At 64.3% G+C, this 23,011-nt stretch carries 23 protein-coding genes; 14 read left to right on the top strand and 9 right to left on the bottom strand.

Features of this window, described 5'->3' with window-relative positions; all coding sequences use genetic code 11:
- The first annotated feature begins 31 nt into the window (after nt 1-31).
- The 5 genes from mreC to BLT42_RS08445 all read left to right on the top strand — a co-directional run bounded on the left by mreC (nt 32) and on the right by BLT42_RS08445 (nt 6,006).
- On the top strand, nt 32-991 hold the full coding sequence (mreC, locus tag BLT42_RS08465; RefSeq protein ID WP_091769728.1) for a rod shape-determining protein MreC: 960 nt from the start codon (nt 32-34) through the stop codon (nt 989-991).
- Complete coding sequence (gene mreD, locus BLT42_RS08460) at nt 988-1,509, top strand: rod shape-determining protein MreD (protein WP_091769726.1); 522 nt, start codon at nt 988-990, stop codon at nt 1,507-1,509. The genes mreC and mreD overlap by 4 nt, the downstream gene beginning before the upstream one ends.
- Before the next feature lie 39 nt (nt 1,510-1,548).
- Nucleotides 1,549-3,396, top strand: coding sequence for a penicillin-binding protein 2 (gene mrdA / locus BLT42_RS08455; protein ID WP_233342397.1), 1,848 nt, complete (start codon nt 1,549-1,551; stop codon nt 3,394-3,396).
- The gene (gene rodA / locus BLT42_RS08450; protein ID WP_091769723.1) at nt 3,396-4,541 is read left to right on the top strand and encodes a rod shape-determining protein RodA; all 1,146 of its coding nucleotides are present in this window, start codon (nt 3,396-3,398) and stop codon (nt 4,539-4,541) included. The genes mrdA and rodA overlap by 1 nt, the downstream gene beginning before the upstream one ends.
- 112 nt (nt 4,542-4,653) lie before the next feature.
- Complete coding sequence (locus BLT42_RS08445; RefSeq protein WP_091769721.1) at nt 4,654-6,006, top strand: sodium-dependent transporter; 1,353 nt, start codon at nt 4,654-4,656, stop codon at nt 6,004-6,006.
- A gap of 138 nt (nt 6,007-6,144) precedes the next feature.
- On the opposite strand, the gene pip is transcribed toward BLT42_RS08445, so the two are convergent.
- Nucleotides 6,145-7,110, bottom strand: a complete 966-nt coding sequence (gene pip / locus BLT42_RS08440) for a prolyl aminopeptidase (RefSeq protein ID WP_091769873.1) — start codon at nt 7,108-7,110, stop codon at nt 6,145-6,147.
- A 207-nt stretch (nt 7,111-7,317) separates the two neighbouring features.
- Between pip and BLT42_RS08435 the strand changes: the two genes are divergently transcribed.
- Together BLT42_RS08435 and BLT42_RS08430 are read left to right on the top strand one after the other, a co-directional pair.
- Nucleotides 7,318-7,896 (top strand): hypothetical protein, encoded by a 579-nt coding sequence (locus BLT42_RS08435; protein WP_143024091.1) that lies wholly within the window; start codon nt 7,318-7,320, stop codon nt 7,894-7,896.
- The gene (locus tag BLT42_RS08430) at nt 7,896-8,501 is read left to right on the top strand and encodes a class I SAM-dependent methyltransferase (RefSeq protein ID WP_091769717.1); all 606 of its coding nucleotides are present in this window, start codon (nt 7,896-7,898) and stop codon (nt 8,499-8,501) included. Before BLT42_RS08435 ends, BLT42_RS08430 begins: the two co-directional genes overlap by 1 nt.
- Here BLT42_RS08430 and BLT42_RS08425 read toward each other — a convergent pair.
- The 3 genes from BLT42_RS08425 to BLT42_RS08415 are packed head-to-tail and all read right to left on the bottom strand — an operon-like array spanning nt 8,458 to nt 11,572.
- Nucleotides 8,458-9,555, bottom strand: coding sequence for a glucosidase family protein (locus BLT42_RS08425; RefSeq protein WP_091769715.1), 1,098 nt, complete (start codon nt 9,553-9,555; stop codon nt 8,458-8,460). The two genes, BLT42_RS08430 and BLT42_RS08425, sit on opposite strands and share 44 nt — an antisense overlap.
- Nucleotides 9,555-10,274, bottom strand: a complete 720-nt coding sequence (locus tag BLT42_RS08420) for a class I SAM-dependent methyltransferase (RefSeq protein WP_091769713.1) — start codon at nt 10,272-10,274, stop codon at nt 9,555-9,557. Before BLT42_RS08420 ends, BLT42_RS08425 begins: the two co-directional genes overlap by 1 nt.
- Complete coding sequence (locus BLT42_RS08415; protein WP_091769711.1) at nt 10,274-11,572, bottom strand: glycosyltransferase family 4 protein; 1,299 nt, start codon at nt 11,570-11,572, stop codon at nt 10,274-10,276. The genes BLT42_RS08420 and BLT42_RS08415 overlap by 1 nt, the downstream gene beginning before the upstream one ends.
- A gap of 125 nt (nt 11,573-11,697) precedes the next feature.
- Between BLT42_RS08415 and BLT42_RS08410 the strand changes: the two genes are divergently transcribed.
- The 5 genes from BLT42_RS08410 to BLT42_RS08390 are packed head-to-tail and all read left to right on the top strand — an operon-like array spanning nt 11,698 to nt 16,376.
- Nucleotides 11,698-12,870, top strand: a complete 1,173-nt coding sequence (locus tag BLT42_RS08410) for an MFS transporter (RefSeq protein ID WP_091769709.1) — start codon at nt 11,698-11,700, stop codon at nt 12,868-12,870.
- A gap of 10 nt (nt 12,871-12,880) precedes the next feature.
- On the top strand, nt 12,881-14,035 hold the full coding sequence (locus BLT42_RS08405) for an ABC transporter permease (RefSeq protein WP_091769707.1): 1,155 nt from the start codon (nt 12,881-12,883) through the stop codon (nt 14,033-14,035).
- Complete coding sequence (locus BLT42_RS08400) at nt 14,032-14,805, top strand: ABC transporter ATP-binding protein (protein WP_091769705.1); 774 nt, start codon at nt 14,032-14,034, stop codon at nt 14,803-14,805. Before BLT42_RS08405 ends, BLT42_RS08400 begins: the two co-directional genes overlap by 4 nt.
- Nucleotides 14,806-14,808: 3 nt before the next feature.
- The gene (locus BLT42_RS08395; RefSeq protein ID WP_091769703.1) at nt 14,809-15,759 is read left to right on the top strand and encodes an MlaD family protein; all 951 of its coding nucleotides are present in this window, start codon (nt 14,809-14,811) and stop codon (nt 15,757-15,759) included.
- The gene (locus tag BLT42_RS08390; protein WP_091769701.1) at nt 15,756-16,376 is read left to right on the top strand and encodes an ABC-type transport auxiliary lipoprotein family protein; all 621 of its coding nucleotides are present in this window, start codon (nt 15,756-15,758) and stop codon (nt 16,374-16,376) included. Before BLT42_RS08395 ends, BLT42_RS08390 begins: the two co-directional genes overlap by 4 nt.
- Before the next feature lie 120 nt (nt 16,377-16,496).
- Here the strand turns inward: BLT42_RS08390 and BLT42_RS08385 are convergent, their stop codons facing one another.
- Both BLT42_RS08385 and BLT42_RS08380 read right to left on the bottom strand, forming a co-directional pair.
- On the bottom strand, nt 16,497-18,533 hold the full coding sequence (locus BLT42_RS08385) for a coiled-coil domain-containing protein (protein WP_091769699.1): 2,037 nt from the start codon (nt 18,531-18,533) through the stop codon (nt 16,497-16,499).
- Nucleotides 18,534-18,704: 171 nt separating this feature from the next.
- Entirely contained in the window at nt 18,705-18,968 is a 264-nt protein-coding gene (locus BLT42_RS08380; RefSeq protein WP_091769698.1) for a hypothetical protein, read from the bottom strand.
- 149 nt (nt 18,969-19,117) lie between these two features.
- Here BLT42_RS08380 and BLT42_RS08375 point away from each other — a divergent pair, with 149 nt between their 5' ends.
- Complete coding sequence (locus tag BLT42_RS08375) at nt 19,118-20,308, top strand: DUF418 domain-containing protein (protein WP_176780302.1); 1,191 nt, start codon at nt 19,118-19,120, stop codon at nt 20,306-20,308.
- A 3-nt stretch (nt 20,309-20,311) separates the two neighbouring features.
- Here BLT42_RS08375 and maiA read toward each other — a convergent pair whose 3' ends face one another.
- Nucleotides 20,312-20,956, bottom strand: a complete 645-nt coding sequence (maiA, locus tag BLT42_RS08370; protein WP_091769694.1) for a maleylacetoacetate isomerase — start codon at nt 20,954-20,956, stop codon at nt 20,312-20,314.
- Nucleotides 20,957-20,980: 24 nt separating this feature from the next.
- Nucleotides 20,981-21,616 carry a fumarylacetoacetate hydrolase family protein gene (locus tag BLT42_RS08365; protein ID WP_091769871.1) on the bottom strand — a complete coding sequence of 212 codons (636 nt, stop codon included), beginning with the start codon at nt 21,614-21,616 and terminating at the stop codon, nt 20,981-20,983.
- Between the two features lie 84 nt (nt 21,617-21,700).
- Between BLT42_RS08365 and BLT42_RS08360 the strand changes: the two genes are divergently transcribed.
- Entirely contained in the window at nt 21,701-22,180 is a 480-nt protein-coding gene (locus BLT42_RS08360; RefSeq protein WP_233342395.1) for a MarR family winged helix-turn-helix transcriptional regulator, read from the top strand.
- On the opposite strand, the gene BLT42_RS15130 is transcribed toward BLT42_RS08360, so the two are convergent.
- Nucleotides 22,177-22,683, bottom strand: a complete 507-nt coding sequence (locus BLT42_RS15130) for a paraquat-inducible protein A (RefSeq protein WP_176780301.1) — start codon at nt 22,681-22,683, stop codon at nt 22,177-22,179. The genes BLT42_RS08360 and BLT42_RS15130 overlap by 4 nt on opposite strands.
- Between the last annotated feature and the right edge of the window lie 328 nt (nt 22,684-23,011).

The following is a 23,011-nucleotide window of genomic DNA, read 5'->3' as shown; positions in this document are numbered from 1 at the left end:
CTGCCGGTTCACGCAAGGGCAGGAGTGAGTCGTGGCGTCTCGTCGTTCAGGACGGCATGAAGGTGAGGGAGGGGTTCGATTTTCTCGAACCCTGTTTATCGCCCTGCTTGTCCTCTCCGGTGCCCTGATCGCATTTGATCGTCCTGAAACGCGCTCGTCCGGCTTTGCCAGCTTCCGCGCAGGCTTCACCGACATCGCTGCGCCGGTTTTGGAACTGGCAGCCCAGCCGGTCCGCGGGCTGAAGGGTATTGGCCCCTATTTCCGGCGCCAGGGCGCCCTGGCCGACGAAAACGCCGAGCTGCGACAGCAATTGGTTGAAGCGCGCTATTGGGAAGATCTCGCCTATCGTCAACGCGACCGGATCGAGGTCTATGAAGCGGCGCTCGACATCAACACGCCTGCGACACAGGAACGGATCGGCGCCTGGACAGTGGCAGACCCGGAGGGGCCCTTCGTTCGCGCCCGCCTGATCGGTCGCGGCCGCGATGCCGGGATTGATGATGGCTATCCGGTGATCAATCTGTACGGCCTGGTCGGACGCGTCTTCGAGAGCGGCCGCCGCTCGGCCCGTATTCTCCTGCTGACCGATCTCAACAGCCGCATCCCGGTGATGGCCGACCGCTCCAATGCGCGCGCCATCCTGATCGGTGACAATACAGCCTACCCGCGGCTGGACTATGTCGGCCGCGATGCCGATATCCAGCCCGGTGACCGCATCGTCAGTTCCGGTGATGACGGTATCCTGCCGCGCGGCCTGCCGGTCGGCGAAGCCGTCGAGGCCCGCGATGGCAGCTGGCGCGTCCGCCTCTATTCCGACCAGGCTCCGGTCGATTTCGTCTGGGTCTGGCCGTATCAGCGCATCGAGCCGCCGGTCGACGAGCCGGAGGCCGCCGAGGTCGAGGCCGCCCTGGATGCACCGGGCCCTGATGCTGAAGGCAGTGCCGCCGCGATACCGGACAGCGAAGCCCTGCCGGAGGGAGACGAGCAATGAGAAAATCCTCTGAACGCCAGACACCCTATTGGGCCGCCGCCGCCTGTGCCCTGTCAGTCTTCCTCGCACTGGTCGTCCAGGCCGCGCCAACGCAATTGGTCGATGGCGTCAACATCATGCCGACCTGGCCGCTGATCGCCATTTTCCTGTGGGCGGGATTGCGGCCCTACTTCATGCCGCCAATTCTCGTCTTCTCGATCGGGCTTTTCCAGGACCTGTTGACCGGGGCGCCGATGGGCGTGTGGGCATTGGCCTATCTGGTCTCGATCTCGGCCCTGCGGTTCCGCGGCGAGGACGGCATGCCGCGCGATCTCCCGCCAATCCTGGCGCGCTTTGCGGGCACGCTGGTGCTGGCCCATGCGATCGCCTACGCCGCCGGCAGTCTGGCGCTGGGCCAGCTGGCCGATCTTCGCCCCTTGATGATCGAAGCAACGGCGACCATGCTGATGTTCCCGCTGATCGCCCATTTCGCGCTGCGCCGCCGGCGCAGCAGCCGGACCGGCTTTATCGGAGGATGATCGCGAAACCCGATGCGCGCTGATCGCCAGGAACAGGATATGAAATTCACCCGCCGCGCCCTGCTGATGGCGGGTGGCGGGGCCCTGGCCTTTACCGGGCTGAGCGCACGGCTGTATTCATTGCAGGTGCTCGAGGGTGAGCGATACCGTCTCCTGTCGGAAGACAATCAGTTCAATTTCCGGCTCGTGCCGCCATCGCGCGGACGTATTCTCGACCGCTTTGGCGCTCTGCTCGCGGATAATCGCGATAGTTTCCGCGTCCTCATTGTACCCGAGCAGGCCGGCGATATCGCTGCCGCACTCGACCGCCTCGCGCGCTTCATGCCCTTGAGTGATTATGAGCGTGAACGCGTCTTGCGCGCCGCCAGCCGCGGTCAGCGCTTCAATGCCATCACCGTGGCCGAGGACCTCGACTGGCAGACCTTCTCGGCCATCAACCTCAACGCTCCGGAGCTGGCAGGCATGGCGCCGGATGTCGGCGAGGTGCGATCCTATCCCTATGCTGCGGCCTTCGCGCATGTGGTCGGCTATGTGCAAACGCCCAATGAAGATGATCTCGCCAACGAGTCGCGCGAGGCCGAGCGGCTGCTGCGCCATCCCGGCTTCAAGGTTGGCAAGACCGGCGTCGAGGTTGCCCGCGAGCAGGATTTGCGCGGGTCCGCCGGAGCCCTGAAAATCGAGGTCAATTCGGTGGGCCGTGTGATCCGCGAACTGCCCGAACAATCCAACGCCCCGCAGCAGGGCCAGGATGTCGTCATGACGCTGGATGCCGATATTCAGCAATACGCCTATGAGCGGCTCGGCCAGGACAGTGCCGCCGCGGTGGTGATCGACGTCAATAGTGGCGAATTGATCGCCCTGGTTTCAGCGCCCAGCTTCGATCCCAATCTCTTTGTGGGCGGGATCTCGAGCGCTGATTTCTCGGGGCTGCGCGATAATGACCACCGGCCGCTCTTCCAGAAATCGATCCAGGGCACCTATCCGCCCGGTTCGACCTTCAAGGCTGTCTCGGCGGCGGCGGCGATCGAGCACAATGTCTTCCGGCCCAATGAGACCGTGCACTGTTCCGGCTCGGTGCGGCTGGGCGAACGCGAATTCCATTGCTGGCGCCGTCAGGGTCACGGTGCCGTCAATCTGCGCACGGCGGTGAAGACGTCGTGCGACATCTTCTTCTACGAAGCGGCGCAACGTCTCGGCATCGAGCGGCTGCACGCCATGGGGCAACGTTTCGGGATCGGCCAGCCCTTCGATATCGGCATTGCCGGGGTTGCCCGAGGCATCATGCCGGACCCGCTCTGGAAACGCGCCCAGCGCAATCAGGGCTGGTCGACGGGCGATAGCTACAACACCGTGATCGGGCAGGGCGCCATGCTGGCCTCACCGCTGCAGCTGGCGGTGATGACGGCGCGTGTCGCCTCTGGCCGGGCGGTCGAGCCGACGCTGTATCGCAATGCCATGGCGCCGCCGGCCCCGCATATGGGCCTGCGTGATGAATCGCTGGTGCGTGTGCGCGATGCCCTGCGCGCGGCGGCCGAGGAGCCAGGTGGCACGTCCTTCGGGCTTGGCGGTCTTGGCATTGACGGCGTTGAAATGGCCGGCAAGACCGGAACGGCTCAGGTCTATTCGATCACCGCGGCAGAGCGCGAATCCGGTGTGCGCACCCAGCTCGACCTGCCCTGGCGGCTGCGCGATCACGGTCTGTTTGTCTGCTACGCGCCGGCCGATAATCCCAAATATGCGGTTGTCGTCGTGGTCGAACATGGCGGCGGTTCCAGTGCGGCGACACGCCCTGCGCGCGACATCCTGCGCCGGGTTGTGGCCCGCGACCCGTCGAGCCGGCCGGGGGTTTTTGCTAATTTCGGTAATATTGCGCGGAGCGGTCTCTGATGGCGGTCTTCCGCGAAAGCGTGCCTCGCGATCTGCCGGGCAAGATGATGGAACTCAACTGGTCGCTGGTTCTCCTGCTCGTTCTGGTCGGAGCGGCCGGTGTGGGCATGTTGTATTCGGTTGGAGACGGGTCATGGGAGCCCTGGGCGGTGCAGCATGCAATCCGTTTCGCGGTTGGCTTCGTCGCCATGCTGGTCATCGCCATGTTCCCGCCCCGCTTCTGGATGGGCGTGGCCTATCCGGTCTACACCGTCGCGCTGATCCTGCTGATCGGCGCGGAATTGTTCGGTGCCACGGTCAATGGTTCGCAGCGCTGGCTCGATATTGGCCCGATCCGCCTGCAGCCCTCGGAACTCATGAAAATCGCCCTGGTCTTCGCACTGGCGCGTTTCTATCACGACCTGCCAACCGAGCGCGTCTCCCGGCTCGGCGGCCTGCTGGTGCCGGCAGCCCTGATCGGCGTGCCGGCCATGCTGATCCTGAAACAGCCTGATCTGGGTACGACCCTGCTTCTGGTCGCGACCGGCGGCGCGGTGGTCTTCCTTGCGGGCCTGAGCTGGAAAGTCATCCTGCCCGGCGCCGTTGCCGGCCTCGCTGGTGGCATAGGCTTCTTCAGCTATGGTCTGGAAGACTATCAACGCCAGCGCATCATGACGATGTTCAACCCGGATTCCGATCCCCTCGGTGCCGGCTACCAAATCCTGCAGTCCAAGATCGCCCTGGGGTCGGGTGGTTTCACCGGCAAGGGTTTCATGGAAGGCACGCAGTCACAGCTCGACTATCTGCCCGAAAAACAGACCGACTTTATCTTCACCATCCTCGGCGAGGAATTCGGGTTCGTCGGCGGTCTGGTCATCCTGACGGTCTATGCCCTGATCCTGGCCAATACGGTCGCCATCGCCACCAGCTGCAAATCGACCTTCCTGCGCCTGACGACAATGGGCGTTGCCACCACATTCGGGCTCTATGTCTTCATCAATGTCGGCATGGTGATGGGGGTTCTGCCGGTCGTTGGTGTGCCGCTGCCGATGATTTCCTATGGCGGCACCGTGATGCTGGCGGTGCTCGCCGGCTTCGGACTCATCCTCGGCGCGCATATTCACCGCAATGCCGAGCCGCCGCGCGGTGTTGGCCTGTTCGGCTGATCGGCTGTTCGCCGCAATCTCGTGCTTGACCCGGCAGGAGGGTTGGGGAAATGTGCGCTCCAATTAATAACCGTCCAGGCGCATAGACCGCCGGACATGAGGGGAGAGTTTCATGGCAGCAGCGCTCGCGAGCACGCACGCCCACTGGTCGTCGCGTTTTGCATTCATCATGGCCGCCGTCGGCTCGGCCGTCGGTCTCGGCAATCTCTGGCGCTTCCCGTTCATGACGGGCCAGAATGGTGGTTCGGCCTTCGTGCTGATCTATATCGGTTGCGTCTTGCTGTTTGCCCTCCCGGTCCTGATGGCCGAACTGGCGATCGGGCGTCACGCGCAACAATCCGCGATCACCTCGACCCGCAAGATGGCGATCGAGGCCGGCAAGTCCGGCAAATGGTCGATCGTCGGCTGGGTGTGTACCGCTGCCGGTTTCCTCGTTCTGACGACCTATAGCGTCATTGCGGGCCAGGTCATGGCGTTCTCGGCGGCCGGCTTTGCGGGCGGCTTCGCCCAGCCTGATGGCGCCACGATGTTTTACGGCACGGACGGCGTCAAAATGCTCTGGCATTTCGGCTTCATGGTCCTGACCATTCTGGTTGTCTCGCGGGGCCTCAAGGGCGGGATTGAACGCGTTGCCACAATCTTGATGCCGCTCTTCTTCCTCGTGCTGATTGGGCTGACGGTCTATTCCTTGATCAATGGTGCGGCTGGCGCTGCCCTGACCTATCTGTTTGCGCCCGATTTCAGCGCGGTGACGGGCCAGACCTTTATCGCCGCACTCGGCCAGGCCTTTTTCTCGGTCAGCGTCGCCTCGGCCATCATGATCACCTACGGCTCCTATCTGCCGCGCGACTCCAATATCGGTTCCTCGTCAGTCCTGATTGTTTCGGCCGATACACTGGTCGCGCTGATCGCCGGCCTGATGATTTTCCCGATCGTCTTCATGGTCGGGATGGACCCGGCTGCCGGGCTCGGCCTCATCTTCACCGCCCTGCCGCAGGTCTTCTCGACCATGCCGGCCGGTAATTTCATCGGTGGCGCCTTCTTTGCCCTGGCCTTCATTGCCGCCCTGACCTCGTCCATCTCCCTGCTTGAGGCGACCGTTGCCTTCGTCGAGGAGAATGCGAGCTTCGGTCGTTCGATGACGGCCTGGCTGCTGGGTGGTTTCGCCTTCATGATCGGTGCAGGGGCTGTGTATTCGGAAGCTTTCGCCGGCGGTTTCGTCGACGTGCTCTCCGGTCAGATCCTGCTGCCGCTTGGCGGCTTCCTGGTCGCAGTCTTCGCCGGTTGGGTGATCCCGAAGAGCCTGATGCGGACTGAATTGAGCCACGCTTCACCGGGCCTGTTCGCCTTCTTCCACTTTGCGGTGCGCTATATCGTACCGGTGGCCATCGGCTCCATTCTGGTGCTCGGCCTGGATGATCGCTTCAATGCTGGCCGCCTCGGCGCCATGGTTGGCCTGGGCTAACCGGTCCCGCGTTGCGGGTAACAGCATGCAACAGGAAGGCCCCGCCGGCGCAGATCGCAGGCGGGGCTTTTTTTGTTCAGGGTCAGGGCTTTGTTCAGGGTCAGGGTCGGGGCCGTGCGCAGGCCGGCGGGCCGGTGGCTAGCTGAATTGATCGGCGAAGGCATCGGTGGCGCGGACCAGCCCGTCGACGATTCCCGGCTCGCCGGCGGCATGTCCGGCATCGTGAATGATGCGCAGCCGCGCGCGCGGCCATTCGCGGGCCAGACTCCAGGCCGTCTGTGGCGGGGTCACCACGTCATAGCGCCCCTGGACGATGATGCCCGGCAGGTGTTTGAAGCGCGGGGCGCTGTCGATCAGGGCGCCATCATGTTCCAGAAAGCCCTTGTGGAAGAAGTAGTGCGTCTCCATCCGGGCCAGGGCATCGGCGCGCATCGGATCGGCCAGCGGGGCATCGGGCTGGCCAGCCAGGCTGATCAGCGCGCTCTCCCAACGGGCCCAGGCAAGCGCGTCCGGGCGCCGCCGTACGATGTCCGGCTCTTGCATGCGCTCATAATAGGCTTTGAGCACATCCCCGGATTCCGCCGCGCTCAGCGAACCGGTCAGACGCTCCCAGCTGTCCGGGAACAGCATGTTGGCGCCGCTCCGGTAGAACCAGTCGAGTTCGACCTGGCGGCAGGTAAAGACCCCGCGCAGGATCAGGCCGAGACACTGGCTGGCATGTTCGCGGGCATAGGCCAGCGCGAGCGTTGCCCCCCAGGAGCCGCCGAAAACGACCCATTTGTCGATCCCGAGCGCAGCGCGAATGCGTTCCATATCGCCGACAAGGTGGGCGGTCGTATTGGCGTTCAGGGCGCCATGCGGTGTCGAGCGGCCGCAGCCGCGTTGATCGAACAGGATGATGCGATACCGCTCGGGATCGAAAAAGCGACGCAATGCCGGAGAGATACCGCCGCCGGGGCCGCCATGCAGGGCAATGACGGGCAATCCGTCGGGCCGGCCGCAATCCTCGATATAGAGCTCATGCCCGTCCCCGACCGACAGGCGCGACGCCTTGCTGGGCCGGATCGGCGGGTAGAGCGGGCGGCGTGTATAGGCGGTGTCCATCGCGTCCATCTATCGTTAGCGCATCAGCAATATAATATTGCGTAGCTTATCAGAGCTACTCACTATATCCTCTAGCGAATTGGGGCAGGCTTTCGTGTTGGGAAATATCGTTTGATGCGTGGATACCAGGGTGTTCTTGCGGCGATCTGCGCCTGCGGCTTGATCACGGCCTGTGCCAGCGACCCAATTTCACTTGTTGGATCCGGCGTGTCGGACACCGAGCTGCGCTCGAACCCGGCACAGGCCCGCTTGCTCAATGCCGCGCAGACACTCCAGACCAGCTATCGTGACAACGCCTGGGTCCGCACGGACGGAGCCATGCAGACGGCGCGTGGCTGGATGGACCGGCTGACCGGCCAGGCCGGCAACGAGGCCGAGCCTGTTGCACAGCCAGGACAGGCCTATATCGAATTGCGCCAGCTGCTGACTTTGAATGCCGCTGACGCCGCCGAGCTTGTCGTCACAGACGTCACGCTCGCCACAGCCCAGGCCCGCCAGGTTGACCAGGCGGCGCGTGCCATCATCATCCAGCCGGCCGGCTTTACCCGTTCAACCCTGACCCGTGATCTGGGCGAGGTCGAAACCGCGATCAGCCTGACACGCGAGGCGGTTACGACGTTCGACGCGGTTGTCGTTGTAATGTCTGACCGGTTTGACGAGGATCAGCGCGCGCGCGTGAATATCGAACGCGACCAGCTGGCCTTTCTGTCGGAAAGCCTGCGCGACCGTGCTGACGCGCTGGCGCGTTTGCGCCGCGAAATCCGCGATGTGCAGCCCTTTTCCTGATGCTTGATCCGGCCACCGTCAAAGGCTTCCTCGACCCGGTCGAGGGTGAGGCACTGGCCGCGCTTGCGCGCGAAGCCGGCCGTCTCGGTCCGGTGCTTGAAATCGGCTCCTATTGCGGCAAGTCGGCACTTTATCTCGGCCCGGCGGCGCGTGAGGCTGGCAGCGTGCTCTACACGCTCGACCATCATCGCGGCTCCGAAGAACACCAGGCCGGCGAGGAGTATCACGATCCCGAACTCTTCAATGCCGAGCTGGGCGCTGTCGAAACATTGCCAGCCCTGCGCGAGACCTTGTTTCGCGGTGGGCTCGAGGATTGTGTGATTCCGGTCGTCGGACGCTCAGCCATTGTCGCGGCGCACTGGACCACACCGCTTGGCATGGTCTTCATCGATGGCGGGCATTCCATGGACGCAGCCCTGGCCGATTATGAGGGCTGGACCGGCCGGATTGTCGCCGGCGGCATTCTGGCCATCCATGATGTTTTCCCGGATCCGGCCGATGGCGGGCGTCCGCCCTATGAGATCTGGAAACTGGCGGTCGCGTCGGGTCTTTACGACACCGTCAATCGCGTCGGGACGCTGGAAGTCCTGCGGCGCCGCGCTTGAGCGCGAATTCCGGCACGGAATTCCTGATCAATAGCGTCGAGCCCTTGCTCAAACCCTGAATCGCGTCGGCAGCCAGAACCATGGCCCCTGCGGTCCAGGACGGGCGTTCATAGGGCCAGATGACCCCTTCCTCGAACTGCCATCCCATCCAGTAGCCGCCATCCTTGGCCGCCAGTGGCGCGAGGTCTGCGAGCAGGGATGTCGCCTGGCTTGTCTTGCCGACCGCCATACAGGCCAGCGCCAGCTCGGCGGTCTCGGCGGCCGTCACCCAGGGTTCGTCGGCGACGCAGCGGCAACCCAGTCCCGGCTCGACAAAATCGGTCCAGCGGGCATAGAGGCGTGCGCGCCCGGTCTCGATCGGCAGGACTCCGGCTAGGACGGGGTAGTACCAGTCCATCGCATAGCGGCGGCGATCAATCCCGGTGCGGTCGAAGCGGGCATCATTCTCGCGCAAGGCGGCGCCAAGCCGCTGGCGGGCGGCCATCCACTCGCGATCATCATGGCCGAGCAGGCGTGCGATCTGGATCGCGCATTCCAGCGCCTTGTAGAGGCTGGCATTGCCGGCGCGCAGGGAATCCAGCGCTTCCATCGTCTCGCCCGCATCGGGGGCGCGCCAGACGATATCGCCATGGCGTGTCTGATGGCTCAGGACCCAGTTGATCGCCCGGCGCAATTGCGGCCAATAGCGTGACAGATCTGCCGGCGTGTCGAGCGCCAGTATGGAGCGCAGCAGGGTGACGGCGGCATAGCCGGAGAAATTCGTGTCGCGAGCGGTTTCCGGTGTGCCGGGCACCAGGCGGCGATTGGCGTCATCGAGCGGCACGGAGGCCCCGAGATCGCCGCGCCAGCCACCATCTTCGTCCTGGCGTTCGAACAGCGCATCCAGCGCCTTGCGGGCGGCGGCGCCGCGGCCGGCAATGGCCAGGGCCATCACGCTCTCGCCGTGATTCCAGGCGTCCCAGATGCCCGCCTCGACCCAGGGTATGGAGCCGTCCGGGCGTTGCAGTCGCTCGATATGGTTGGCGCAGGCAGCAATATCGATCTGTCTGGGCATCAGCCGACCTTCCGGAAATACATCACGACGGACTTGCCCATGACCGGTGCCAGAAGCCATTCCAGTGACTGTGTCAGCCAGGGTTTCTCCATCAGATCCCATTCAAGGAATTTGCGATAGAGTCGCACCGAGGCACTGGTTTCACGCTGCTCCCACAGCGCGCATTGCAGCCACCAATAGGGGCTGTGCAGTCCGTGTGCCCAATGCCGTTTGAAGCAGGTGAAGCCCTGTTTGCGGACCTGGTCGCGCAGGGCCTTGGTCTTGAAGATGCGGACATGGCCGCCGGGCGTATTGTGATAGGCGGTCGAGAGTTTCCAGCAGATCGCCTCGGGCCAGTAGCGCGGCACCGAGGCGGCGAAAATCCCGTCGGGCTTCAGGATGCGCGCGATCTCGGCCAGCACAGCGTCGGGATCGGGGACATGCTCAAGCACTTCCGAACACAAGACCCGGTCGAAACTATTGTCCGGGAATGGCAAACGCCCGGCATCGCCGGCGCTGAGCACGGCGCTGCGCAAGGGGGAGTGCGGTTCCGGTGGCGGCAGCTGGAAGAAGCCGTCGAAGGCCGCCTTCACCTCGCCATGGGAGAGATCGACGCCGACCACATCCAGCGGGATCTCGTTCCAGTAGAGGGCGTGCAGATGCCGGCCGCGGCCGCAGCCGAGATCGAGCACACGCATGCCGGGCTCCAGCGCCATGTCTTCCAGTCGCATCGTCAACATCAGGCGTTCGGGCTCCGCTCGGCGAGGGCTTCGGCATAGAGCCGGGAGGCGGCCAGGGCGTGACGTGACCAGTTGAATTCCTCGCGGGCCCGGATCGCCGCACGGGCGCCCAGGCGTTGCGCCTCCTCCGGATTGTCGAGCAGGCGGGCGAGGTCATTGGCGAGGCTGGCGGCATCGCCGGCGGTGGAGATCAGGCCGGCATCGCCAACCACTTCCGGCAGGGCGCCGCCATTGCTCGCCGCAACCGCGGCACCGCAAGCCATCGCCTCGGCAGCCGGAAAGCCGAAGCCCTCAAAGCGCGCCGGGCAGGCGACGATATGGGCGCGGCGATAAAGCTGGGCGATGGCTTCACGGGTCAGGCCGGAGCTTGTCGTGACGCGGTTGCTGAGCCCGTGGGCGGCGAGCGCCTGTTTGGCCGGGCCGTCGCGCAGTGTGCCGATAATGTGCAGCCGGGCCAGCGGGCGAGCTGCGGCGACGCGCGCAAGGGCGTCGATCAACACGTCCAGCCCCTTGATCGGGGCATCGGCGCTGGCGGTCGTGACGATCAGTCCCGGCTCGGGTTTCGCCGCTGCGTCGGGATGGAAGATATCATGGTCGATGCCGTTGAAGGCGACGCGGACGCGGTCAGTATCAATGCCGTAATGGTCCGCATGGCTGTCGCTGGCGGCCTGGGACACGGCGAGCAGACGCGGTAATTGCCGCGCCGTGCGCGCCTGCATGCCGATGAAATGATACCAGCGGCGCGTCAGGGCGCGCTCCCACCATTTGCCACCGGCAGCGAGGGCGTATTCGCGGTCGATGGCGATCGGATGGTGCACGGTGGTGATGACCGGCACGCGGCGATTGATGCGCAGGAAGGGCGTCGCCAGGGTCTGGTTGTCATGGATGACGTCGAACCGGTCACCTTCCCGGGCCAGGAAGCGCTCGAGGCGGCGGGAGAAGGCGTAGAGCTCGCCGAAGGCGCCGCTATTATGGGAAAGCCATTCCGACAGGTCGGCCCAGGAGGTCAGGTGCCGCAAGCGCAAGGCCATGAAGGCATTATCCTCGGCGAACAGGTCGAGCGAGGGCAGTTTGATCAATTCGATCCCATCATCAAGTTCGGGGTAGGGCGGGCCGGACGCGACCGATACGTTATGCCCCAGATCGCGCAGACTGCGCGTTAATTCACGGATATAGACGCCCTGTCCACCGACATGCGGGTTGGAGCGATAGCCGGTGACCAGAACCCGCAACGGTCGGATCCGGTCTTCGCGAACACTGGCTTCCGCATAATCCTGTACTGCGGTATCCGCATCCATGAATGATCATTCCTCGGCTTCTTGTCGGCGGCGAACCTATAGCGGTGAACACTGTTCGCCAAGCGCATCATGCCTATGCAGGAACAGTGGCACGGGTTATGGGCATCGCGCATTAGAGGATTGAAATGATCAGATCGCCCGGATTCCGTTTTGCCACCTATTACGGGGCGTTCTACCTCACCCTGGGGGCTTTCCTGCCGTATTTCCCTAAATGGCTGGAAGGGCGCGATCTGAGTGCGGAGTGGATTGGCTGGATTGTCGCCGCCGGCCTGGCGGGCCGCACACTGGTTTCGCCGCTCGGTGCACGCTGGGCTGACAATGCGCGGCGCAATCGCGACCCGATTCTCCTGTTTGCCCTGGCGGCTACCCTTGTGTTTGCTGTTCACTACCCGGTGCACTCGCCCTGGATACTGGTAATCCTGTCCTTCCTCTCCGGTGCGGTACTCTTTGGTCAGATCCCGGTAATTGACGCCTTCGCCCTGCGCCAGGCGCGCGACGGGCTGTTCGTTTTCGGTCCGGTCCGGGCGATCGGATCGGTGATGTTCATCATCAGCAATTTCGCCGCCGGTGCGCTGATCGACTGGCGCGGCAGCGAGACAATCCTGTTCTGCATCGTGGCCGGCTCGGTCGCGATTTCCGTCGCGGCGGCGCGTCTGCCGGCGGGGGAGCGGATACCGCATCCGCCAGCCGAGGAAGCCGAATTCTCAGCGCTGCGCCGCTTGGTGGCCGGCCCCTTCGGGCTGGCGCTGGCGGCTTCGGCCCTGATCCAGGGCGGACATGGCTTCTATTACGCCTTTTCGGCGGTCGCCTGGTCGGCGCAAGGCTATTCCGATGTGATCATCGGGGCGTTGTGGGCGAGCGGCGTGGCGGTGGAGATCGTGTTTCTGTGGCTGTCCGGCCGCGGCTGGCTCGGACGGCTCAGCCCGGCGGCCCTGCTGATCCTGGGCGGTGCCGGCTCCATTCTGCGCTGGGGACTGACGGCATTGGCGCCGCCGCTCTGGGCCTTGTTCGCGCTGCAATGCCTGCACGCCTTGAGCTTTGCGGCGACCTATCTCGGCTTTCTGCGTTATGCGGCGACCGCCGTGCCCGACCGTTTCGCGGCGACCGGCCAGGCGATCAATTCGGCACTGTCCGGCGGGGTGGTGATGGCCATCGCTTCGGCGGTCTCGGGATATTTCTTCGCGCGGCTGGGAACCACCGGCTTTGCGATCATGATTTTGCCTGCCGCCGCCGGCCTGGCTGTCGCATTACTGCTTCACCGCAATTCTGTACTCCCTCGGACCGCCGATATCGACTAGGGTGCCAGATATGAGGGGAAATCCAGCGAGTTCTCAGACCAGTGCTGCGGTCGTTTTGCGCGAAGATGCGGGCAAGACGATTATCGAGGCGCATGGCGACTGGACGGTTGATACGATCGGCCGGGTCGATGACGCGATCCGCAAGGTGGAAACCAGTATCGAGCCCGACAAGATCGTCCTCGATCTGGGTCACCTTGGACGTGTCGACACGTCCGGTGCCTATCTGCTCGGGCGCGCGACACGCCGCTGCGGTGTCCCCGACGGTGATTTCCATTTTCTCGGCAGCCACCCCACGGCGCGCCGGCTGATCGAGGAGGTTCGGCGCCGGACCCAGGTCTGCCCGCCCGATGCGCCCCGCGGCCTCGGCTTTGACGGTGCCCTGGCCCGGATCGGTGCCGGGCTGGAGGCGGCGGCCCGCGAGGCGATCGAGACGATCGGGTTTTTTGGACAAACGCTGACGACGGGGTTGCACACCCTGGTGCGGCCATCGCGTTTCCGCCTGACGGCGACGGTGTGGGCCATGGAAGAAGTCGGCGTCAATGCGATGCCGATCATCGCCGTGCTCTCCTTCTTCATCGGTGCAGTGGTGGCCTATATGGGCGCCAATCTTCTGGCCGATCTGGGCTTTGCGATCTTCAGTGTCGAGCTGATCGGCATTTCCGTGCTGCGCGAATTCGGGGTTCTGATCACCGCAATCATGCTGGCCGGGCGCTCGGATTCCGCCTTCACCGCCTCGATCGGCGCGATGAAGATGCAGCAGGAAATCGACGCCATGCGGGTACTCGGACTCAACCCGTTCGAGGTCCTGGTCCTGCCCCGCGTGGTCGCCTGTGTGCTGATGGCGCCGCTGCTGACCTTCGCGGCCATGATCACCGGTATTTTCGGCGGCATGCTCGTGGCCTGGACCGCCCAGGACATTTCGCCGGCGGTTTTCGTGGCGCGGATTCATTCGGAGCTCGACTGGAGCCATTTCTGGGTGGGGATGTCGAAGGCGCCCGTATTCGGCCTGGTGGTGGCGATTGTCGGTTGCCGGCAGGGCATGAAGGTCGGGGGCGATGTTGAATCCCTCGGGCGGCGGGTTACCGCGTCGGTGGTGCAGTCGATCTTCATCGTCATCGTTATCGAAGCGCTGTTCGCGATGATGTATCTGGAGTTGGGCATATGAGCGCCGACATCCTGATTTCCATCCGAGGCCTGCGGACCGCCTTTGGTCGCCATGTCGTGCACGACAATCTCGATCTCGATATCCGGCGCGGCGAGATTCTCGGGCTGGTGGGCGGTTCCGGCACAGGCAAGACCGTGCTGATGAACGCCATTCTCGGACTTCAGAACTATGCCGCGGGCGATATCCTGTTCAATGGCCGACACTTCTCCGAACTGAGTGCGGCCGAACGGCGCAAGGTCGATAGCCGCTGGGGCGTTCTGTTCCAGAACGGCGCCCTGTTTACCTCATTGACCGTGCTCGAAAATGTGATGGCGCCGCTGCGTGAGCATGTCGATATGTCCATCCCCCTGATGGAAGAGATTGCCGGCATGAAGCTTGGCCTGGCCGGGCTCGACTCCAGCGTATTCGACCGCTTTCCGTCAGAGCTATCGGGCGGGATGCGCAAGCGCGTCGCCCTGGCGCGGGCGCTGGCACTCGACCCCGATATCCTGTTCCTCGACGAACCCACAGCCGGTCTCGATCCGATCGGTGCCGCGGCCTTTGATGCGCTTATCCTGGAGTTGTCGCGGGCGCTGGATCTGACCGTGTTGATGATCACGCATGATCTCGACAGCCTCTATGCCATCTGTGACCGAATTGCCGTCCTGGCGGATAAACGTGTCGCAGCAGTTGCGCCCCTGGAGGCGTTGATGCGAAACCCTCATCCGTGGATCCAGGAATATTTCCACGGTCCGCGCGGCCGCACTGCGACCGCCGGAAAGGAGAATTAGACGATGGAAACCAAGGCACATCATGTTCTGGTCGGTTTGTTCGCGCTGATCTTGATCGCCGGCGGCGGTGTTTTCGCGGTCTGGCTCGGCAAGGTCTCCTTCGATGAGGATTATGCGTTCTACGATGTCGTATTCGAGGGACCGGTGCGCGGTCTGCGCGAGTCTGCCGAAGTGCGCTTTAACGGCATCCAGGTCGGCGAAGTCACCTCGCTCGGGCTGGACGGCCAGAGCCGCGTCATCGCGCGGGTCCGTGTGCTGGCGCAGACACCGGTTCGCGTCGATTCCTTTGCCCAGCTCGAGCCGCAGGGCCTGACCGGTCTGTCTTATATCCTGATTTCCGGTGGCGCCCCGGATGCCCAGCGTCTGCTGAGCCCGGCCAGCCGGCAGCCGCCGCGTATCTTCGCGCGGCGCGCCCAGCTTGAGGGACTCGTCGAAGGCTCCGAGGATGTGCTCGACGCGGCACAGCTGACCCTGTTCCGCCTGTCTGAACTCCTCAGCGACCAGAATGTCGAGGAGTTTTCCGCGACGCTGCAGAATCTGCGTGAAATCACGGACCGGGTGAATGCCGAACAGGTCCTGGTCGAGGAAATGCGCGCCGCCATCGGTCGTATCGACACGGCGGCTTCGGACATCTCCGACGCGGCCGTCACATTGCAGCAATTCGGTGTAACCGCCGATGCCTTCCTGACCAATGAGATGGCGACCGCCGTCAATGAGACCACGGCTGCGGCAATCGCCGTCAACCGGGCCGCGACCGACACGACCGGGCTGATCGAGGCGATCCAGCCCGCCCTGGAATCCTTTGCCCAGGACGGTCTGGAAGACATGACCCGGGCGGCTGGCGAGCTGAACCGGCTGGTTGAATCGATGGAGCGCAGTGCGTCGGACTTTGAAAACAATCCCGGCGGCTTCATCGCCGGTTCGCCCCGTCAAACGGTAGAGGTGCCGCAATGAAACCCGTCATTTCGATCAAGCTGGCTGTGATGGCGCTGAGCGCCTTGTCTCTCTCCGCCTGCGTGTCCCTGCTACCGGAATCCACCCCGTCATCGGTCTACCGATTGTCGTCGCCCGAGGCGCGGACATGGACGGGTGAGGACTGGACCGTGGTCGAGGTGGTGGCGCCACAAGCGCCGCGCGGCCTCGCCGGTGACGAGATCGCCATCCAGATGGCCGATGGTCGCATCGCCTATATGGCTGCCGCCCGCTGGATCGCGCCGACACCCCGCATCATGCAGACTCTGATCGTCGACACCTTCAATGGCAGCGAGTCCCATCTTGCGCCAACCCTGCCGGAGGATGGTGTGCGCGCGGCCTATGAATTGCGGCTCGATCTGCGTGAATTCGAGGCGGTCTATGATCGCGGCGATTCCAATGCACCGCTCGTCCGCGTGCGGCTGGCGACGCGGTTGATCGCAAGCCGCGGCCGGCAGATCGTGGGCTCGAGTGTTTTCATTGGCGAGGCGCGGGCCTCAAGCAATCGTGTCGGGGCGATCGTCGCAGCTTTCGATCAGGCCGCGACGCAGGTGAGCCAGGAATTGGCTGACTGGACCGCGGTGCAGACCGCCCGGTGAATTGACGTGCCCGTGAATTGACATGCCCGTGAGCTGACATGCCCGTGACTTGCGCCGGAGGCACAACGGGCCGGCCCCGGTTGCGCACCGGTTCCGGCCGTTTCACCGAATGATGGCAGGCTAGCTGTCGCCCTTGTCACGCTTGGCCGGGCGTTTGGCTGCAGCCGTATCGCCGTCAGCGCTGTCGGCCTCGCCTTCGGCCGGCATGCTCGAGAGCAAATCCTTCCAGCGCCAGCCCGGCTCACCGGTTTGACGTGCGCCACGTTCCGGGAAACCGACACTGTTCTCGGCGCCGCGGGGTGCGGCCCGGCGCGGCTGTGGCCCGGTCAGCGGTGTATGCATCTCGTCACTGACTTCGGCGCTCTCGGCTTTCGCGTCTTCGCTGTCCGCGGACTTGCGTTTGCGGCCGAGCAGCGGGTCTGGCAGTTCATTCGTACCGAGATCCGGTACGCGGCGGCCACCGGCCACCGAGCCCATGCGCAACATGAAGTCGCTGAGCAATTCGTAATTCTGCCGGATGCGTGCCTGGAATGCGGCGTCAATTTCCTGGGATTCCTCGGCGGCAACCATGGCGGCCGCATTCAGCCCCTCCAGGCCGCGGCGCAGGGCGTCGGCGGCCTCCTGGGCGCGTTCGCGGGCCATGACGGGCAGCTCGGCAAGCCGGTCGGTCATCGAGTCGATATGACGTTCGACGGTCTGGGTCTCGACGCGGGCCGATGCCAGCACGGCCTCAAGCCGCCGGCGGACGGACTCGGCCGCTTCGTCGGCCACTTGTGACGCGCGTGCGGTGAGCTTGTCGGCCTCGGCCAGGCGTTGCTGGAAGGCATCGTCGGAGCGCTGGGCGGCATTGAAAGCGATCTCGTTGGAGTGTTCGACTTTCTGCGTCACCGCATCGGCCTGGGCCTCGATCGCTTCGATGGCGGCCTGGGAGATTGATTTCGCTTCCTGGGCGGAGGCGATCAGGCGCGCCAGGGCGGCTTCATGCTCGCGTGCCGCATACTCGGATTCCGACCGGACACGGCCGGCCAGGCTGTGGGCCCGCTCGAGCGCTTCATCGACAGATTTCTTGAAGGCCGCCGCGCCATCGGTCGAGGCGGAGGTCAGGGCGTCGGCCCCGTCGCGCGCCGTGGTCGCCATCACATCGAGTTCGGCACGATGGAAATCGAGGGCGGCCGCGATCTTCTCCTGCTCCTTGCGCAAGGCTTCGCCGGCCTCGCTCAGGCGGCCGCGATGTTTGACATAGGCGGCGTCGAGATTGTCGGTTCTTTCCTTGAGCGTGTCGGCGAGCTCGTGCAGATGCGCGGTGCGTTCCGACAGTTTCGTGGCTGCGATATTGCTGCGCTCGGTGACGGAATCGCCGGCGTCCTGCAGGCTCTCGACGCTGGCGAGGATGCGGCGCCCGCTATCGCTGGCCTGGTTGGCGGCCAGCTCGGCTGCCGCGGCGACCATTTTGGACTGGTCGGAAATGGCAGCGGCAATCAGGGCGGCCTTGTCATCGAAGGATTCAGAGACCTCGCCGAGACGCAGCCGCTCCTTGCGCAGCCCCTTGAGCAATTCCTCGGTGCGGTCACGCGCATCGGTCGCCGAGAGTTCAAGCGATTCCGCGTGATGACTGATGACTTCTTCCATCGCCGCCAGACGGGCGAGAGCGCTCTCAAGCGCGGAATTGATGCGATCGACTTCGCCGGTCACGGCCTGGGACAGGGACTGGACCTCGTGGCGCGCATACTGGGCCGGCTCGGACAGGCGGCGGATGGCGCGCTCGACGCGTCGCGTATTATGGGCATTGCGGACCACTTCGCGCGCCATCAGCCCGCTCATGATGAAGAGCAAGGCCGGGGCGATCGCGAAAACCGCCAGCCCGGTCAATTGTCCGAAACCGTATTGGCCGAGACGTTCGAGCGACTGGACCCCGAGGGCGCCCCAGATGAAGGCGGTGGCGCCGCCGACCCACAGCAGGGCGAAACTATTGGCTAGCCAGATGAGCCAGGCCCCACCGGGGCGTTCCTCCGTCTGGCCCGGCTGGTGTGGTTCAGCCTGTGGCGATTCGGACACCGGGACCTGGGACCCTGCCGCCGACACAGTCTGGTCGGTGGCGGATTCAGCCAGGTCGATTTCGGCGAGGTGGATTGATTTATCTAGCGTTTTCTCGGTCATATTGCGCTCGATCGGGCCGTGGAGCAGGGGTGCTCCCGGACGGGGTCTGCGGACAGAAGGGCTCAATTGAGCCATTGTGACAGATGATAGGCACAGAAGCGCGCCGCCGACACAGATAATCTATGCAATATGGGAGTTTGCCTGTCGGAACGGGTTGCCTGAACCGGCCAGCTAGCTGTCGTACCGGTCGGACGGCGTCACGAAGACCGGTGTCGAACCGTAAATCTTGACCTCGGCCCCGGCGATGCAATCCCGGCTCGAAACCTGTGTGCCACCATGTGCGTTCAAGGCACCGCCAGGGTTCCAGGCGATCACCTGCCGGTATTCGGTTGGCTCCGGAGTGTGGCAGGCTGAAGGCGGGGAATAGGTGATGCCCAGGACGGACAAGCCCGTCACGGCAAACCATTCAATCAGGGAGACCAGAATCTGGATCATGACGTTTTCGCACCCCAAGGCGTATCCGCATGCGTGATTGAGTTATGAAATTTATTGAGACTCGATACAATTCCCGAAACATGCTGCGGGGGTGAAACTTTCGTAAGAATATGGCGGAAACCGGGCGAATTCGCCTCAAGGGAGCAAAAATGCCGGATTATGCGCCATCGCAACGTCATGACGTCCTCGATGAAATGCGGGGTTTTGCCGTGCTGGCGATGTTTGCGGTCAATATCCAGCTCTTCGCCCTGGTCTGGATCGCCGCCGATATTCCCGGCCTGCAGGGTGATTTCGACAGCTGGGGCGATCGCGCGGTCTGGCTCGTAATCCAGACCCTGGTCTCGCAGTCGGGCACGGCGCTTTTCATCGCACTGTTCGGCGCTGCGCTGGTCTTGAGCGTGGGGGCCGCGCGCCAGAACCCGACCCGGCAATGGCCGCGCTTGAGCTGGTTGCTCCTGCTCGGACTGCTGCATGCCCATTTATTCTGGTATGGCGATATTCTGGTGCCGCTCGCCCTGGTCGCGATGATCGTCGTGGCCGCCAATGGCATGACGGTGCGCGGTCTGTGGGGGCTGGGGCTTGGCCTGATCGGATTTACCGGGCTGATGCTGCTGGCCGGCAGTGCGATCGGTGCGCTGATCGGCGACAGCATCACCGCGGCCGGTGCGATGGGGTTCAATCCCGAGGCGATTGCCGACATTGAAGCGCTCTACCGGACCGGCTTCCTGGCGCGGCTCGGCTATAATATGAGCATCGCCCTGCAATCGGAGATGATGCAGATCGTCTTCATGAGCGGTCGCATCGCCGGCTGTCTTCTGCTCGGCATGGCCGGGCTGCGAAGCGGTTTCCTGACCGGGACCTGGTCGGCTCGTCAATATGGCTGGATTGCCGCGATCGCCCTGGTGCTCGGTGTGGCGGTGTGCCTGGCCGGGGCCGTGAATGCCATGGCCTCCGGCTTCTCTCCCGCGGCCGTGCTGCAAAACCGTGTCGCCCAGTATTTCGGCAGCCTGGCGCTGGCCCTGGGCTATGCGGCTGCCTTCATGCTGGCGGCGAAACTGGATCTGGCACGCGCGGCGCGTGCGGCACTGGCAGCGGTCGGGCGCATGCCGATCAGCAATTACGTCCTGCAAACCCTTCTGATGACCCTGCTCTTTGTCGGCTTTCCGGGCCTGGGACAATTTGGTCAGATTGATCGTACGGGGCTCGCGCTGATCCTGGTCTCGGTCTGGGTGGCTCAGATCTTCGGCTCGATCTTCTGGCTGCAACGCTATTCCTACGGCCCCGTCGAATGGGTGTGGCGTTCACTCACCGCCGGGCGGCCACAGGCGTGGCTGCGCTGATCTCTATTCGGCGTCGGGCTGGTTTTCCGGGGTGGCGCGCTGGACGGCGGGCAGGGCGAGGCAGGCGGCTTCAGCCGCCATCAGCGTCGGAAAGGCCGACAGATCGACCTCCCAGCGCCGGGCATTGACCAGTTGCGGCAGGAGATAGACCTCCGCCAGGCCGGGGGCGTCACCGTGCAGGAAGGGCGTTGAGCGTGGGTGGACTGCGACGAGGGTCTCCAGCGCGGCCAGCCCGTCGCGGGTCCAGCGATGGGCCCAGGCCTTCATCCCCGCCGGGCCCTGACCGAGATCATCGCCGACGGCCTTGAGAATGCGCAAATTCTGCACCGGGTGGGTGTCGCAGCCAATAATCGCGGCCCAGGCGCGCACGCGGCACCGTTCCAGCGGATCGGATGGCAGCAGGGCGGGCTGCGGCCAGCGCTCCTCGATCCATTCCAGAATGGCCGGCGACTGCATCAGCATCGCATCGCCGTATTTAAGGACGGGAACCAGTCCCTGGGGCTGCATGGCCAGCCAGGCATCGCTCTTCTGCTCGCCGGTTTTCAGATTGATCGCGACCTGGTCGTATTCAATACCCTTGAGATTGAGCGCAATGCGAAGCCGGTAGGCGGCGCCGGAGCGCCAATAGCCGTAGAGGACAGGTTTCATGGCGATCTCCGTGCCGGGGTGGCGTCAGCTGATGGTGAATTCCAGCGGCGGCAGGCCGGCAATCTCGGCCTTGACCTGGTCATCGCGCTGCAAGGGGCCGACGCCGGCGGGCGTGCCGGTGAACACCAGGTCGCCGGGCTTGAGCGTGAAATAGCGCGCCAGTTCCGACAGGACGCGGCGCGGTGGCAGGATCATCTCCGACAGATCGCCGGACTGGCGGCGCACGCCATTGACCTTGAGCGATATGGCGCCGCGCTCGGGCACGGGGCCGAAACGCAACAGGCCAACCGGTGCGGAATTCTCGAACGACTTGCCGATTTCCCACGGACCGCCCTTGGCTTTCATCGCGCCCTGCAGATCGCGCCGGGTCAGATCAACTCCGACCGCGCAGCCCATGATCGCGCCGCCATCGCCGAGGGCGAGGACCAGCTCGACCTCATGGTGCAGGTCCGAACTGGCTTGCGGGTAAGGCACTCGCGACGCGGTGGTGACCGCATCGCTCGGCTTCATGAAGAAGATCGCCTCGGCGGCGGCCCCCATTTCCTTGGCATGGTCGGCATAATTGCGGCCGATGCAGAAAATGCGGCGGACGGGGAAGCGGCGCGCATCGTCTTCGATGGGCAGGCTCGGCAGGTCGGGAGTCGGGATGATATCGGTCATGATGCTGGGATAGCGCGACAAACGGGTCGTCGTCGAGCGAGTTTTGGCTTGCCGCTGCAACCCGTTTGCGGCACCAGACCGGATATGGACGAAGCCAAACGAAACAGCACGCCGGGCATGCCGGCCCTGCGGCTGGGCGACTATCTGCCCTACCGCCTGGCGATCGCCTCCAACCAGGTCTCCTCAATGGTGGCGCGCGCCTATCAGAGCCGGTTCGGGATCACGATCTGGGAATGGCGCGTGATCGCCATTCTCGGCGAGGGCCACCCCGTGACGGCGCAGGGCCTGTGCGATGTGACGGCGATGGACAAGGTTTCGGTCAGCCGCGCCGTGCGGTCGCTGGCCGATCGCGGTGTGATCGAGCGCTCGAGCAACCGGGCGGACCGGCGCTCACATCTGCTGGCACTGACGCCGGCGGGACGGGCTATCTATGCGGAAATTGCGCCGGTCGCGCTGGAAGCCGAAGCTGCGCTTCTCGCGGGGCTCACGCCGGACGAAGTCGCGCTGCTCTCGACCCTGCTCGACCGGCTGCGCGATCGCGCCCGCGATCTCAGGGGCGGTTAGGGCGCGGCGACCCGTGTCCGCTCGCCCAGCTGGGTAACGATGCGGCCCGAGGCGAACATGGCCAGCACGGTCGCGGCGGCGAAAATATAGACGCCGGGCAGCGTGGATGCGGCGAAGACGAGATTGTCGCGCACGCTGAAAATTACCAAGGCCAGGACCAGCACATCGGCCATCGACCATTTGCCCAGCATCTCGAGAAAACGTAGCTGGCCGGCACCGGTGCCGGGCGCGCGGGAAAATTGCAGCCGCCACATCCAGAGGAGTTTGAAGCCTGGAAACACCACCGAAAAGCCTAACACGATAGTGGCGAGCAGGAATTCACCATCATGCAACAGGGCCCAACCGAAGCCCAGAATCGAGTGTTCACCCGTCCACAGTCCGAACTGTGTGGTCCGCAGGGCTGGCAGGGTGAGGCCCAGAGGCAAGAGGCATGAGCTTAACACCAGCAGGGCGGTCGTCGTCTGCCCGGCGCCCTGATCGGCCAATGCTCGCGGCTTCGTCATGATCTCGCCTTCCCCCGGGGTCGCCAATGCTGAAGTCCAATACAGGCAAAAGGACGGCAGGTCTGACAACAGACCGAACCGGCGCCGACGCAATCCCGGCAGGTAATAACGTATGATCCGGAATAAGTCTGTGGTTAACGCCCGGAAACTACACGCTCTCCCGACACGCACTCTCCCCCCGGGTGCGATCGTAAAAGGGCAGGGTTCCACAATGCAGAAATTTCTACTGACAATCCTCGCGGGCGCGCTCCTGACGGCGCCCGTCGCGGCTGAAACCACACAGCGTGATCTTGAAGTCATCGGTCGCGCCCTGGGCTTCGTCGATGGT

The sequence above is a fragment of the Maricaulis salignorans genome (genome assembly GCF_900103475.1).
Taxonomy (GTDB): Bacteria; Pseudomonadota; Alphaproteobacteria; order Caulobacterales; family Maricaulaceae; genus Maricaulis; species Maricaulis salignorans.
This window is presented reverse-complemented; position numbering and strand designations above follow the sequence as displayed.